Origin of the sequence: Cytobacillus oceanisediminis (genome assembly GCF_007830235.1) — a bacterium.
GTDB lineage: Bacteria > Bacillota > Bacilli > Bacillales > Cytobacillaceae > Cytobacillus > Cytobacillus oceanisediminis.
Genome location: NZ_VLKI01000020.1, coordinates 50,430 through 64,021 on the forward strand (window position 1 = coordinate 50,430; position 13,592 = coordinate 64,021).

General features: G+C 41.3%; 15 protein-coding genes. 14 read left to right on the top strand and 1 reads right to left on the bottom strand.

Annotation, left to right across the window (positions count from 1 at the left end; all coding sequences use genetic code 11):
- The first annotated feature begins 94 nt into the window (after positions 1-94).
- The 11 genes from IQ19_RS22650 to IQ19_RS22700 all read left to right on the top strand — a co-directional run bounded on the left by IQ19_RS22650 (position 95) and on the right by IQ19_RS22700 (position 10,209).
- The gene (locus IQ19_RS22650; RefSeq protein ID WP_009333061.1) at positions 95-361 is read left to right on the top strand and encodes an IreB family regulatory phosphoprotein; all 267 of its coding nucleotides are present in this window, start codon (positions 95-97) and stop codon (positions 359-361) included.
- Positions 362-363: 2 nt separating this feature from the next.
- Positions 364-780: a Holliday junction resolvase RuvX gene (ruvX, locus tag IQ19_RS22655; protein WP_199749533.1), complete on the top strand. Its 417-nt coding sequence runs from the start codon at positions 364-366 to the stop codon at positions 778-780.
- A gap of 13 nt (positions 781-793) precedes the next feature.
- Positions 794-1,078 carry a DUF1292 domain-containing protein gene (locus IQ19_RS22660; protein ID WP_026583774.1) on the top strand — a complete coding sequence of 95 codons (285 nt, stop codon included), beginning with the start codon at positions 794-796 and terminating at the stop codon, positions 1,076-1,078.
- A 531-nt stretch (positions 1,079-1,609) separates the two neighbouring features.
- Positions 1,610-2,743: an endolytic transglycosylase MltG gene (gene mltG / locus IQ19_RS22665; RefSeq protein ID WP_144545355.1), complete on the top strand. Its 1,134-nt coding sequence runs from the start codon at positions 1,610-1,612 to the stop codon at positions 2,741-2,743.
- Between the two features lie 286 nt (positions 2,744-3,029).
- Positions 3,030-3,665, top strand: a complete 636-nt coding sequence (locus tag IQ19_RS22670; protein ID WP_144545427.1) for an O-methyltransferase — start codon at positions 3,030-3,032, stop codon at positions 3,663-3,665.
- A gap of 5 nt (positions 3,666-3,670) precedes the next feature.
- The gene (locus tag IQ19_RS22675; protein WP_144545357.1) at positions 3,671-4,600 is read left to right on the top strand and encodes a peptidase U32 family protein; all 930 of its coding nucleotides are present in this window, start codon (positions 3,671-3,673) and stop codon (positions 4,598-4,600) included.
- Between the two features lie 60 nt (positions 4,601-4,660).
- Positions 4,661-5,929 (top strand): peptidase U32 family protein, encoded by a 1,269-nt coding sequence (locus tag IQ19_RS22680; protein ID WP_144545359.1) that lies wholly within the window; start codon positions 4,661-4,663, stop codon positions 5,927-5,929.
- A 4-nt stretch (positions 5,930-5,933) separates the two neighbouring features.
- The gene (gene udk, locus IQ19_RS22685) at positions 5,934-6,569 is read left to right on the top strand and encodes a uridine kinase (protein WP_144545361.1); all 636 of its coding nucleotides are present in this window, start codon (positions 5,934-5,936) and stop codon (positions 6,567-6,569) included.
- A 368-nt stretch (positions 6,570-6,937) separates the two neighbouring features.
- Positions 6,938-7,414: a transcription elongation factor GreA gene (greA, locus tag IQ19_RS22690; RefSeq protein WP_110066078.1), complete on the top strand. Its 477-nt coding sequence runs from the start codon at positions 6,938-6,940 to the stop codon at positions 7,412-7,414.
- Positions 7,415-7,479: 65 nt separating this feature from the next.
- Entirely contained in the window at positions 7,480-9,273 is a 1,794-nt protein-coding gene (locus IQ19_RS22695) for a peptidoglycan D,D-transpeptidase FtsI family protein (RefSeq protein WP_144545363.1), read from the top strand.
- A 246-nt stretch (positions 9,274-9,519) separates the two neighbouring features.
- The gene (locus IQ19_RS22700) at positions 9,520-10,209 is read left to right on the top strand and encodes a YrrS family protein (protein WP_144545364.1); all 690 of its coding nucleotides are present in this window, start codon (positions 9,520-9,522) and stop codon (positions 10,207-10,209) included.
- A 671-nt stretch (positions 10,210-10,880) separates the two neighbouring features.
- Here the strand turns inward: IQ19_RS22700 and IQ19_RS22710 are convergent.
- Positions 10,881-11,087, bottom strand: a complete 207-nt coding sequence (locus tag IQ19_RS22710; protein WP_110066081.1) for a YrzA family protein — start codon at positions 11,085-11,087, stop codon at positions 10,881-10,883.
- A 380-nt stretch (positions 11,088-11,467) separates the two neighbouring features.
- On the opposite strand from IQ19_RS22710, the gene mtnN reads away from it, so the two are divergent.
- The 3 genes from mtnN (at position 11,468) to IQ19_RS22725 (ending at position 13,131) form a co-directional block, all read left to right on the top strand.
- Positions 11,468-12,172: a 5'-methylthioadenosine/S-adenosylhomocysteine nucleosidase gene (gene mtnN / locus IQ19_RS22715; protein WP_144545365.1), complete on the top strand. Its 705-nt coding sequence runs from the start codon at positions 11,468-11,470 to the stop codon at positions 12,170-12,172.
- 178 nt (positions 12,173-12,350) lie between these two features.
- On the top strand, positions 12,351-12,611 hold the full coding sequence (locus IQ19_RS22720; RefSeq protein WP_144545366.1) for a YrhC family protein: 261 nt from the start codon (positions 12,351-12,353) through the stop codon (positions 12,609-12,611).
- Between the two features lie 379 nt (positions 12,612-12,990).
- The gene (locus IQ19_RS22725; protein WP_144545367.1) at positions 12,991-13,131 is read left to right on the top strand and encodes a YrzI family small protein; all 141 of its coding nucleotides are present in this window, start codon (positions 12,991-12,993) and stop codon (positions 13,129-13,131) included.
- Positions 13,132-13,592: the final 461 nt, after the last annotated feature.

Consider the following 13,592-nt stretch of genomic DNA (forward strand, 5'->3'; position numbering starts at 1 on the left):
TGACAAGCTGGGCGCCGGACAATGAAATCGTGGAAACAAATCCGGTGGAATTAGGCTAACCTAACCCTTCATACAGAAAAGCGAGGTGTAAGAAATGAGCTCATTTGATAAAACAATGAGGTTCAATTTTCCTGAAGAACCAATCGAACAAGATGTGAATGAAGTCCTTTTTCAGGTTTATGGCGCGCTTCAGGAAAAAGGGTATAACCCGATTAACCAAATTGTCGGTTACCTGTTGTCCGGGGATCCAGCCTACATTCCCCGCCATAAGGATGCACGCAATATTATCCGCAAGCTCGAACGGGACGAGATCATCGAAGAATTGGTTAAATCATACTTAAAACAGCAGCGTGAGGGATAAACATGCGGACTATGGGATTGGATGTCGGCTCTAAAACAGTCGGTGTCGCTCTAAGTGATGCGCTGGGATGGACAGCGCAGGGCTTGGAAACCATCAAAATCAACGAAGAAGAAAAAAAGTTTGGTTTTGAAAGAATTGGTGAAATAATAAAAGAGCATGAAGTCAGTAAAATTGTCGTCGGCTTGCCTAAAAACATGAATGGAACCATTGGTCCGCGCGGAGAGGCAAGCGAGTTCTATGCTTCAGAGCTGGAAAAATTATTTGGCCTGCCAGTTGTGCTATGGGACGAGCGTTTATCAACAATGGCAGCTGAAAGAGTTTTGCTTGAAGCTGATGTGAGCCGCAAAAAACGGAAAAAGGTCATTGATAAAATGGCAGCCGTCATGATTTTACAAGGCTTTTTAAATAGCCAAATATAATGAGGTGAAAAGAATGAACCACGGAGACAACAACATTACAGTAATTGATGAAGAAGGCAACGAACAGCTGTGTGAAGTATTGTTCACATTTGATTCTGATGAATTCGGAAAATCATATGTCCTTTACTATCCAGTTGGGGCAGATGAAAATGATGACGAAGAAATAGAAATCCACGCATCTGCTTTCAGTCCAAGCGAAGACAGCAAGGACGGAGAATTGCAGCCAATCGAAACAGAAGAGGAATGGGACTTGATTGAAGAAATGCTTAACACATTCCTTGAAGAGCAAGAAGACTAAAAAACTGGCCTGCGGGCCGGTTTTTTTATTTGGCTATGGTAAAGCTATTGTTGATTTTGGCACTTTGTGATTGGAGTGGAAAGCGCGAGACTGCTCGAAAACGCATATATTTCCTTCGTGTGGTGTTTATTCGAGGATGCTGGTTCAATGGTCCTGCGTGAAAAGCTGGCCAAAGGGAGACCCCGTATGCGCTTCATACGCGGAGGAGGCTGCCGACCGCCAGCGGTAAGCGAGCGCTGAAGCGGAAATCAAAAGGCAAGTTTTCAGAGCTTTTCATTTATGGCGGATTTATAATATGTTTATGGGGAAAATTGGCGAATTATATGGTTTTTTGTTATATCCTGCGACTTCAAAATGAAAATATAGTATAATAATCCGAGATGTATAGAAAACAAAGAGAACTATACGCAGTTTTTCTTAGGCCTGTTGGCAAACATACCGGCTGATTTTTACTGGGAAATATAAGAGATCAGGATATAGCCTGTCTTTTGCATTATATAGCCAACGTCTATGGAACGGAGGGGATTTGTAATGTCGACAGAAGAGAAAAAAGGAAAGAAGGAAGTCATCCGCGAGAAAATGATAGAGCGGCAAAGTGAAGCGAAAGTTGTCCGGAAAATTGTCCTGATTGTTGCCATTATTTTATTAATTTCAGCTGTTGCGGTTATCGGCGGAGGTTATTTTTATATTAATTCTGCTTTAAAGCCTGTTGATCCGGAAAGCGATCGGCAAAAGAAAGTGGAGATTCCCATTGGTTCCTCTGTTACAGGAATCGCAAATATTCTTGAGGAAAATGGAATCATAAAAGATGCCCGGGTTTTTAAATATTATGTGAAATTTAAAAATGAAGCAGGATTTATGGCTGGAGAATATAAATTGAAGCCTTCCATGACTATGCCGGAAATTCTGGACAGTTTAAAAACAGGGAAAGTCATGGAGGAGCTGGCCTTTAAGATCACCATTCCAGAAGGGAAACAGCTTGAGCAGATCGCCGGCATAATTGGCGAAAAAGTTGACCAGAAGCCTGAAGATGTCTTCAAGAAGCTTAATGATAAGGCTTTTGTGGAATCTTTAATGGCTGAATATCCCAATTTGCTTACAGAAGAAATTCTTGCAGAAAATGTTAAATATCCTTTGGAGGGATATTTATTTCCTGCAACATACCCTTTCTATAAAGAAGACCCGACATTAGAAGAGGTTGTAAAAGTAATGCTTGATAAAACACAATCAGTCATCAATGAGTATCGTGGAGATATGGAACAGCAGGAATTCACTCCACATAAATTATTGACAATGGCTTCGCTGATCGAGGAAGAAGCAACAGAAAAAGTTGACCGCGACCAGATTGCCAGTGTGTTTTATAATCGGATAGAAACGGGCATGCCGCTGCAGACAGACCCAACTGTCCTTTATGCCCAGGGAGAACACAAATCAAGGGTTCTATATAAAGACTTGGAGATTGACTCTCCATACAACACATATAAGTATCCAGGCCTGACACCAGGACCTATTGCAAATGCCGGGGTTTCATCTATTGAAGCAGCATTGCTGCCGGCCAAAACGGATTACTTATACTTCCTTGCCACATCTACAGGAGATGTCTTATTCTCTAAGACACTTGATGAACATAATCAAAAGAAATCACAGCATATTACTAACAATTAAGATGCAATAAAAGGGGAACGCTGGAATATAGCATTCCCCTTTTATTTATGGTAAAATAGATCAGGTGTTTTAATAGAGCATTGCAATAGCGTGAATCACGGACAAGCATGGATTAAGGCTCAGGCAGCCGGAATGCAGGACTGCGCATTTTGACATCCTATCTGTGAACGCTATTTTTTCATGTCTAAATCGAAAAGCGTAGAGCGCCCGCTTAAAAAGGAAGAGCGGGTTTCTCTTCGCTGATAATATATTAAAATCCATAACGGATTGAGGTGATGCCAGCTTGATGAATGATAAGCTGCATGCATATATAGAGGAAATAATACCGGAAAGGCCGGAATTGTTAAGCAAAATGGAGCACTTTGCCAAAGAACATAATGTGCCAATTATGGAGCTGGCAGGAATAGAGGCGATGCTTCAGCTTTTGCGCATACAAAAGCCGAAAATGATATTAGAAGTAGGAACAGCAATTGGCTATTCAGCACTCAGAATGGCATATGCACTGCCTGAAAGTAAAATTGTCACGATTGAACGGGATGCTGAACGCTATCAGCTTGCCGAGCAGTATATAAATGAGTCGTGTAAAAATGGGCAAATCCTGATTATAAAAGGAGATGCTCTGGAAGTCGAGGAAGACGTTAAGAAACATGGCTTATATGATGCCATTTTTATTGATGCGGCAAAAGGTCAATATCAGCGCTTTTTTGAAATGTATTCCCGCTATCTTGCCAAGGATGGAATGATTATTACAGATAATGTCCTTTTTAAGGGCCTTGTGTGTGAGCCGGAAATCGAGAATAAGCGAATCCGAAATCTGGTAAAAAAGATTGATGGTTTTAATAAATGGTTAATGAGTCATCCTGAATACTACACAGTCATACTGCCTGTAGGGGACGGAGTGGCAATTAGTAAAAAGAGGTGAAAGAAATGAAAAAACCTGAACTGTTAGTGACACCAATGAGTATTGAAGATATTCTTCCATTAGCTTCTGCTGGTGCCGACGCCTTTGTGGTTGGAGAACAGCGATACGGCTTGCGGCTTGCAGGTGAGTTTTCAAAAGAAGATATTAAAAAAGCTGTGGAAATCGCACATGGGCATGGAAAAAAAGTATATGTAGCCATGAATGCATTATTCCACAATGATAAAGTGCCAGAGCTTGAGGGATATATCAGCTTTTTAAAAGATATAAAAGCTGATGCGATTATCTTTGGTGATCCAGCTGTATTAATGGCTGCCCGTTCTGCTGCACCTGACATGAAGCTACATTGGAATACTGAAACGACAGCCACAAACTGGTATACATGTAACTACTGGGGCCGAAAAGGTGCAACCCGTGCTATTCTTGCACGGGAAATTAACATGGATGCCATCATTGAAATAAAAGAAAATGCAGAAGTTGAAATTGAAGTGCAGGTTCACGGTATGACAGCGATGTTCCAATCCAAGCGTTCCCTTCTTGGAAATTATTATGAATATCAGGGGAAGGCAATGGAAGTAGAGAATCGCAAACAGGAAAAGAATATGTTCCTTCATGATAAAGAACGTGAAAATAAATATCCGATTTTCGAGGACGAAAATGGCACTCATATTATGAGCCCAAATGATATCTGCATTATTGATGAACTGCAGGATATGATGGAAGCAGGTATTGATTCCTTTAAAATTGATGGGGTATTAAAGAGCCCCGGATATATTATTGAAGTTACAAAACTATATAGAAAAGCAATCGATACTTGTGCAGAAGACCCGGATCAATATGATGAAATAAAAGATGATCTTTTAGCAGAAATTGAAAAGATTCAGCCGTCTAACCGCCCGCTTGATACAGGGTTCTTCTTCAAAGAAACAGTATATTAATCTGCTAGCTGGACAGCGATAGTGATTTAAATAAAACAATAAGAAAGAGGAGGCAGCTTTATGACAGCGGTAAAAGATAATATTTCCGAAATTGTCAATGGCAAAAGGGTTATTGTAAAGAAGCCTGAATTGCTTGCTCCGGCAGGAAACCTTGAGAAGCTGAAAATTGCCGTGCACTATGGTGCTGACGCTGTGTTTATTGGCGGTCAGGAATACGGGCTGCGTTCAAACGCCGGCAATTTCACTTTCGAGGAAATGAAAGAAGGCGTTGAGTTCGCCAAAAAATATGGAGCAAAGATTTATGTTACAACAAATATTTTTGCGCATAACGAAAATATTGATGGCCTGGAGGATTACCTTCTTGGACTTAAAGAAGCGGGCGTTGCAGGAATTATTGTAGCCGATCCGCTAATTATTGAAACATGCCGCCGTGTTGCTCCTGAAATCGAAGTGCATTTAAGCACACAGCAATCCTTGTCCAACTGGAAAGCTGTCCAGTTCTGGAAGGAAGAAGGCTTGGAGCGTGTCGTTCTTGCTCGTGAAACAAGTGCAGAAGAAATCAAAGAAATGAAGGAAAAGGTTGATATTGAAATCGAAACTTTCATTCATGGTGCAATGTGTATTGCCTATTCAGGACGCTGTACGCTCAGCAACCATATGACAGCCCGTGACTCTAACCGTGGCGGCTGCTGCCAGTCATGCCGCTGGGATTATGATTTGTATCAGCTGGAGGGAGAAAATGAGGTTCCTTTATATAGGGAAGGGGATGCTCCTTTCGCCATGAGCCCTAAAGATTTAAAGTTAATCGAATCCATTCCGCGCATGATCGAATTGGGAATCGATAGCCTGAAAATTGAAGGGCGAATGAAATCCATCCATTATATTGCAACGGTTGTAAGTGTTTACCGGAAAGTTATTGATGCCTATTGTGCAGATCCTGAAAACTTTAAAATTAAGCAGGAATGGCTTGAAGAATTGGACAAGTGCGCTAATCGTGAAACTGCTCCTGCCTTCTTTGAAGGGGTTCCGGGGTATAAAGAGCAAATGTTTGGAAATCATAGCAAAAAGACGAATTTTGATTTCGTTGGTTTAGTCCTGGATTACAACCCAGAGACACAGATGGTTACCCTTCAGCAGCGAAATAATTTTAAACCTGGGCAGGAAGTGGAGTTTTTCGGTCCGGAAATTACGAGCTTTACACAAGTCATCGATAAAATCTGGGATGAAAAAGGCAATGAATTGGATGCAGCACGCCACCCGCTCCAAATTGTTGAATTCAAGGTTGAAAAGCCGGTATACCCTAACAACATGATGCGGAAGGAGCTCTAACCAAATGAAACGCAAACCCGTTGTGATTGGGGTAGCCGGCGGTTCCGGCTCCGGAAAAACGAGTGTAACAAAATCGATTTACGATCGATTTAAAGGGCATTCTATCTTGATGATCGAACAGGATTATTATTATAAAGACCAGACGCATCTGCCATTTGAAGAAAGGCTGAAGACTAATTATGATCATCCGCTTGCATTTGATAATGATTTGCTGATAGAACATGTAGAAAGCCTGCTGCGGTATGAACCGATAAACAAGCCAGTATATGATTATGCGATGCATACAAGATCCGAAGAAGTGATTAATGTCGAGCCAAAGGATGTCATTATCCTTGAAGGGATCCTTGTCCTGGAGGATGAAAGGCTCCGTAACTTGATGGATATTAAATTATATGTCGATACGGACGCTGATCTTCGGATTATCCGCCGCCTTTTTAGAGATATTAAGGAGCGCGGCCGTACGATGGACTCAGTCATTGAACAATATGTAAATGTCGTCCGTCCGATGCATAATCAATTTATTGAACCAACGAAAAGGTATGCGGATATCATTATTCCTGAAGGCGGACATAATTATGTCGCGATCGATTTAATGGTCACAAAAATTCAAACAATTCTTGAACAAAAGTCATTTTTATGAAACAATAGCATAGAAAATGTTCAATAGGATTTAATATTTTGTAAAACCTAGGCTATGTTAAAGTTTTTTGCTGATTTTGGCACTCTGTTGTTTGAAGCGGAAGGGGCGAGATTCCAGCGGGAAAAGCGAGTCAAAGGGAGACCCCGCAGGCGCGAATGCGCCGAGGAGGCACCCGGACCGCCCGCAGTTCCTGAGTCCCTGGAGCGGAAATCAACAGACAAGCTTAACAAACCAAAAATAGATTACATGCGCGCCCTTTAACCGAGGACGCGCTCCTATTCATTTTCCTAAAAATTTGATATAAAGAAGTACATACATTATAGAAACACAAACCGTAAAGGAATGTGTAATTCGAAGGAGTGAAGGTTTTGGCTACAGAAAAAGTTTTCCCTATGACACAAGCAGGTAAAGAAAAGCTTGAGCAGGAACTTGAGTATTTAAAATCGGTTAAACGTAAAGAAGTGGTTGAACGTATAAAAATCGCTAGAAGCTTTGGCGATCTATCCGAAAACTCTGAGTATGATTCTGCTAAAGAAGAGCAGGCTTTTGTAGAAGGCCGTATTACAACACTTGAAAATATGATTCGCAATGCGAAAATCATCCAAGAGGAAGAAATGGCTGGAGATACTGTTGCACTTGGCCGTTCTGTTACTTTTGTTGAACTTCCAGATGGAGACGAAGAAACGTATACCATCGTAGGAAGTGCAGAGGCAGATCCTTTCGAAGGTAAAATCTCAAATGATTCTCCGATTGCAAAAAGCCTGATTGGCCGTACGGTTGGGGACGAAGTAACTGTCCAGACACCTGGGGGAGAAATGAACGTACGTATTGTCTCCATTAAATAATATTTTTAAATTCGAATTGTTTGAAATCAGAAAACCTCGTCAAGACTTTTGACGAGGTGTTTTTTATGTGGAGAAAAAGAGCAGTTGGCTGGCTTATTATAAGTTTTACGGTCTTATGTTTGCTTGGGGGAAGGCTGATTCAGCTTCAGCTCGTTTCAACTGAACATTTTACAGACAGGGAAATAAACCTGCTCGAATCAAGTGTTCGCCAGAGATCCCAGGAAATGGTCATAGATACTGGCAGGGGAAACTTTTTGGATCGAAACGGCAGGCCTCTAACTCATGAGAATATTCCTGTCCTTATTTTATTTCCGTTTCTGGCAAAAATGGATTGGGATATAGAAGGGGTTTCGGAAATTACAGGTGCATCGGAATATTCTCTCCGATATTCGGTTGAAAACGCCAAGGAGCCTTTTGCCTTTGGCAAGCCTGAACCGCTCCAGCTGACTGAGGAACAAATGGAGAAAATAAATGCTCTGAAGATTCCAGGAGTTTTTGCTGTTGAGAAGAAGTACAACCTTTTAGAGAGTCCCGCTGCACAGTTAATCGGAATTACCGGAGAAAATCAAAATCTCGTAAAGGAAAGATACCCTGATAAAGAGCTATCCATTAACACAATGGTCGGCATAACCGGAATGGAGAAGAGCTTCGATGAATTTTTGCTTCCCGAAGGTGCTTCTAAGCTTGTCTATCATGTGGATGCAACTGGAGGCCCCTTATTTGGCATTAATGTGAAATATGTAGAGCCTGCCAATCCTTTCTATCCTGTCAATATAAAGACAACCCTGGATTATGATCTGCAAATGATGGCTGAAAATTTGGCTGATCAGCATGCCATCAAAAAAGGAGGAATTGTTCTCCTGGATATTGAGACGAATACGGTATTGGCTATGGTATCGCGTCCATCCGTTAATAATGATAATCCTTTTGATAAAGAAAGCGGCGGAGCTGTTAATCAGATGATAAAACAGCAAATTATGGGGTCTGTATTCAAGACTGTGGTTGCCGCAGCAGCTATTGATCATGGACTGGATGATCCTGCAAGGCAATTTGATTGCAGTAAGAAAATTAATGGGCAGCCAGACCCGAAGTACCAGCATGGAATGCTAAATTTCAATGATAGCTTTGCAAGAAGCTGCAATAATACATTTGCTACTGTAGCAAAAGAATTAAAAGATATTGATTCTGAATTGCTGGAGGATTATGCAAAGAGGTTATCGCTAACGGGTCCTGTGAGCTGGCAAGGCGATATATACCATTTCAATGACTTCATGCAGCTTCAGGACGAAGAAAAGGGACGTGTATTTTTATCAGAAGATGCCAAAAAGGACCGCAATTTTGTTTCCCTAACAGGGATTGGCCAGCATGAAGTCAGAGCAACCCCCCTTGCTGTTGCCAATATGATGGCAACAATAGCGCGAGGCGGACAGAAGGACATGGTCCGGGTTGCTTCAGAAATAGAATATAAAAACAGTACATCTCTTTTGGAGTTTAAGGAGCAAAAGCTGGACGGAGAGACGATTGCTCCTTATACAGCAATGAAACTTCAAAAACTTCTCAGAGAGGTAGTGATCAATGAGGATGGAACCGGCAGATGGTTCAAAGAACTTCCATATGAGGTAGCCGGCAAATCCGGTACTGCCGAGACAGGAAGAATAGTTGGCGGCAAGCAGCTCCATAATAAATGGTTTGCGGGTTATTTTCCTTATAAAAACCCGAAATATGCTCTTGTTACAGTAAATCTTGGGGTAACAGAGGACACAGGTGGTGTAAATCCCCTATTTGCAGACTTGGTGAAAGGGATATACAACTTTAATCATAAAGGAGAAGTTCCGCCCTTTGGCTCTGCAGACTCATAAACAAATATGATATATTGTAACTTTCCTGAAGGCTGGAGGATCTGTTTTACTGATGGAAATAAACATACACCATCATTTTTTTCATGGAAAAGGTTATTTCTTTTAAGATAGCCTTATGTCGTGTTAGAATGTTCACAGCCGCAATTTGGGTAGTAACGACTTAAAAGTGGCGTGGCTAAATAGTATTATGCCTTTCATTAGCATTATTACGTGCAATCCTGATAAAAGTTTGGGGAGGAGAAAGTCTTGAAAGGGAATGAGCATTCATCAAGAGAGTCCCGATTAGGTAAACGGGAAAAAAGAAAAAAAACCAATATTATTTTAAATAGTCTAATTGCGCTTGTTATATTACTGATTATTGTTGTGTCTGCTAAAATTTTCTTTGGCGGGAACAATGATGAAGCGCTCCAGACGGATGAACAAACAGCATCTGAGAATGAGATAAAAGAAAATGAAAATAAAACAGATGATCAAGCCGGTGATCTTGAACAGGAAAAAGAAGATGAAGAAGAAATAGAAAAGGCAAGAGAAGGCGAAGAACAGGCAGCGGAAGAGAAGGAAGAAGCTGAGAAAGCCGAAGAGGAATCAGAAGAAGATGAAAAAGTCGTCACCGAAGGCGGCAGCTCGCCTGATGTTGAAAAAACAATCGAAAATCCAGCCTGGGAACCGGTTGGCACTTCCCAATCAGGTGAACACACAGCAGTCTATGACCAGAGTGCTGTGGACTGGCAGGAAATGCTCCAGGCAATCTCTTATGCTACTGGAGTGGACCAAGGCAATATGACGGTGTGGTTTCTTGGCAATAATGGGCCGAACAAATCAGTAGGAACCATATCAACAAAGGATCAAAGCGAAAAATATCGTGTCTATATAGACTGGGTGGACGGCCAAGGCTGGAAGCCGGTAAAGGTAGAAGTACTAAATGAAATTAATTAATAAAAAATAGACTATGTTAATGTTCATTGTTGATTTTGGCACTCTGTTGATTGGAGCGGAAGATGCGAGCTCCTGGAAAATGCCTTCGCATTTCCTTTGTGCGGTGTTTATTCACGGATGCTTATTCAAAGTCCTGGGGGGGAAGCGAGTCAAAAAGAGACCCCTCAGGAGCGTGTGCGCCGAGGAGGCTTCCGGACCGCCCGCGCAACGCTTGAGCGCCTGTAGCGAAAAACAACAGACACGTTAACAGGGCAAAAAAATAAGGACGTCTGTGCGTCCTTACAGACTGTAGACAAACTCGATGAAAATCGGATTTGCCTACAGTCTTTTTAGTCCGTCTGTGAAATGGGTCTGTTGATTTCCGTTCCAGGTGCTTCGCTTTCCGCGGGCGGCCCGGGGAGCCTCCTCGTCACTCCGTTCCTGCGGGGTCTCCCCTGACCCTTGCTCCCGCAGGAGTCTTCGCACCTTCCACTCCAATCAACAGAATTTTAAAATTGAATGTGGCAGTAGAATCTAGCATATTTTAAAATAGATCTATTTAACGCTTGAGGTGATGAACATGCTTTCGAAAAACAATCCGATTCAACGAGACCAACTGGAGAAGGTTGCTTTAGACCAGCTGGTTCCACAAGACCACTTAGTCCGCAAGATGTAAGGACGTCTGTACGTCCTTATTTTTTTGCTTTGAAATGTACAACGGCAGAGTAATAAGTTCTGCCATTCTCGTCGAGATGCATTTGATGGGAAACATGATGGACAGAAAGAAGAATCGCCTTATTGTGTTCGATTTGGCTATTTATTTTCTTTTCAAGCTCCTTTAAAGAGGGGGCCTCATAAAATTCAACTTTATCTTCAATTAAATCAAACTTAAAATTCATAGACAGAATCATCCTTCCTTAAGCAAAGTTCAAACTAACAATTTCTATCATTTATTTTAGTGCCGGCAGTCTGTTCTGGCAAATTTCTGCAGTATTTAATCATTCTGGCGGTGAATACACATAAGCTATTGCACTTTAAGAGATGCTGATAGAGACAATAGAATTGCGATATATGGAAAACTTCCTCGAAGTGGTGGTAGAATAGTTTTTGCAGATGCAAATAGCAATCTCCTGAAGTTTACATACAGCGTGGGTTCATGTTTCCCTGCACAAGTTTAGCATCTGCAGGAGCCATAAGGACTAGTTTGAAAAGCATGGCTGCTTGTGCCATTCACCTGGTAATATAAAGCGCCAAAGAAAAATATGAAAGAGGTTTTAAGATGAAAATAGCGATTATCGGAGCGATGGAAGAGGAAGTTACTTTACTCAGAGATAAAATAGAAGGCAATGGGCAGGAAACCATCGCCGGTTGCGAGTATACAACAGGAAAGATGAATGGAGCGGAAGTTGTCCTGCTGCGTTCCGGAATTGGGAAAGTGAATGCAGCCATGTCAACCGCTATCCTTTTGGAGCGGTTTAAGCCGGATTATGTTATTAATACTGGGTCGGCTGGCGGTTTTAATCCTGATTTAAATGTGGGGGATGTCGTTATTTCCACAGAGGTAAGGCATCATGATGTAGACGTTACTGCTTTTGGCTATGAATATGGACAGGTTCCGCAATTGCCGGCTGCATTTGCAGCGGATAGCAGCCTCGTGCAAATTGCAGAGGCATGTGCGAAAGAAATCCAGGATACCCAGGTTGTCAGAGGATTGATTGCGACTGGTGACTCCTTTATGAACGATCCGGCAAGAGTGGACTATATCCGTGATAAATTCACAGGTCTGCAGGCAGTAGAAATGGAAGCAGCTGCTATCGCCCAGGTCTCTTATCAATTTAAAACCCCTTTTGTGGTGATACGCTCTCTCTCCGATATTGCAGGAAAAGAGTCCGATATTTCTTTTGATCAATTTTTGGAAAAGGCAGCTCTTCATTCGGCCAACTTGGTTATGAAGATTGTTGAGGCCATTAGACAAAATAAATAGGAAAGCTATAAGAATATAGCAAACACAGGTTATGAGGCGGTTTTCATTGAGGACCGCCTTTCTCTTATTGGATGATCTTCTTGTGCTTACAATATTTACATCACCTGTACTACTGCTTTCTATGTTAAAGTAGGATTATAGTCTTTTAAAAAGACCTATAAAATAGAAGGTGATAAAAATGAAAAATGAAGCAAAGCGCTTATTTGAGAAAATGGTGGACTTCAAGCGGTTTGCTATTGCTCTGCTTGCTGTCGGCTCATTTTTTTACCTGGGTTTAATTATTCCGGACACTGCAAATACAATGCTGGAATTATATATAATGGCTGGATCTTCTACCGTTTTTTTGATTGGTTCCATTTATTTCTTTGCGCTCTCCAAGCATTGCCGTGCAAAGCTAAACGAAATGGATGATGGCCAGGAATTCCTGATGAAAAAATAATAGAATGCAAACGCCCTGATTCAGGGTGTTTTTTTATGGGCTCATACTTTCAAAAAAAATTTGAAAAATAGCCAAAAAAAGGTTTACAAACTATATGAGTGTGGATATAATTACCAGTGTAAGTGAAAAATTCAAACAAGGAGGTCGGATGAAATGATGGTTAAAGGAATTGCAGTAAAAGCAGAATTAAATAATTATTCTACGAATTCGACCTACATGGAATGGATCTCTTAAATTTTTGACATTACATATCCATGCCGCAGGGAGAATCGTGCTCTGCGGCTTTTTTATGCCTTCATGACCAAGCTGCAGAGAGTGTGTCTCTTTGCGGCTTTTTTGTGCCTTTAGGCGGGATATGAAAGAGGAGGTGGAAAATCTAATGACCTTAAATATATTATTTTTGACTGTAACCATTAAAAAACGTCAATTATCCGCAGAAGACATTATGCGTGAACAAATGATCAAAAAAATACAGGACCAAAACCGTGACCGTCAGTTTTCAATGTATCGCCCGTTTTAATAATAGTGATTTTAAAAAAACTTGAAAGGTGGTTAGGAAAATGATTTTTCTTATTCAAGGACGCCAGGCAATTTTCTGGGTGGAGAAAGACTCCACCTAACCATACTGTGTTAGGAGGCAATTAGGTATGTCACTGCATATTTTGATTTTAACTCTTGGATTCCGGAAAAAAAGGAAATAACCTTTCCCATAGCTGGGATTAACAGAATGTTCACATTCACCTGCTATTTAGGTGGAAAAACCATGGTACATTAAAGGAAACCAGGAATTTCTAAAGGGGTGTGGGAGATGTTCTCGATTGTTATGGGGTTAGTTATTTGCGGAGCAATTGGCTGCATCATTGCCGCTGAGGTAAGCGTAACAGAGTAGCAAGATAAAAAAGATTCGGGCAATAGCATGAAAAAAGGACTGACTGCAAATGAGTCAGTCCTTTTTATTTGGAAGTAACCATAGAAATACTA